The organism is Carnobacterium sp., assembly GCF_032094055.1.
Lineage (GTDB): Bacteria > Bacillota > Bacilli > Lactobacillales > Carnobacteriaceae > Carnobacterium_A.
The window spans coordinates 15468-16193 of sequence record NZ_DAMDAK010000032.1 but is presented as its reverse complement, the minus strand read 5'-3'; the positions used below and the strand labels follow the sequence as shown (position 1 = coordinate 16193).

Below are 726 nucleotides of genomic sequence, written 5' to 3'. Positions count from 1 at the left end.
ACCCGGTAATTTTTCTTCTTCAATAGCTGTTTTTATATCGTAAGATAATTTTTTCCCAGCCGAACCAAACTCTACTTGCGCTAGATCTTTTTGATTCAGTCTTTTTAAGATGTCCGCCTCACTCATAGCAATATGCTTTGCTAAAGCAGCAGCTGTTTTTTGTTTATCTACCACATATTGAGGATCTTTAGGGTTATTTGACCATTTATCTGTGAAAACTGCGATTAATGAATAAGAAGTAGCATCCACAGCAATCGGATTTCCGCCTACATCATAAATGGCTCCTCTGTTTGCTTCTAGTACGCTACTTCTTGTATAAAGGTTATTAACATTTTGAGACAAGTTTTCCCCGTTAATTTCTCCTCTTACCATGATATAAGTAAAACGTCCTACAAATACCAAAAATAAAAACAAGGTACCAAAAAAAAGCAAGATTGCTATTTTTTTTCTGTTTTTTAAAGGGTTTTTATTTGTCATTTAGTAACATTCCTTACATTCGCTTCATTCATTTTTAACCCTTGACTATTGGCAATTTTATAAACACGATCATAACGAGATAATTCTTGAACTTCTTGTTCCAAATTGTCATTTATAGTAGTAATCGTTGCAATAGAAGAGTTAGTGTCTTGTAATGCACGGTTTGTGCTAGCAATACTTATTTCCAACGAGATACTTATTGCAACTAACGCAAATACAATAGACAACAATGCACCACAAAGTAGTTTT

Annotated in this window: 1 protein-coding gene and 1 pseudogene; both read right to left on the bottom strand. The window is 33.5% G+C overall.

Features of this window, described 5'->3' with window-relative positions; all coding sequences use genetic code 11:
• A pseudogene (locus RT405_RS06640) lies at positions 1-372 on the bottom strand (penicillin-binding protein); the annotation flags it as partial.
• Positions 373-473: 101 nt separating this feature from the next.
• The coding region (gene ftsL, locus RT405_RS06635) for a cell division protein FtsL (protein WP_313468589.1) at positions 474-726 on the bottom strand (253 nt) is incomplete at its 5' end.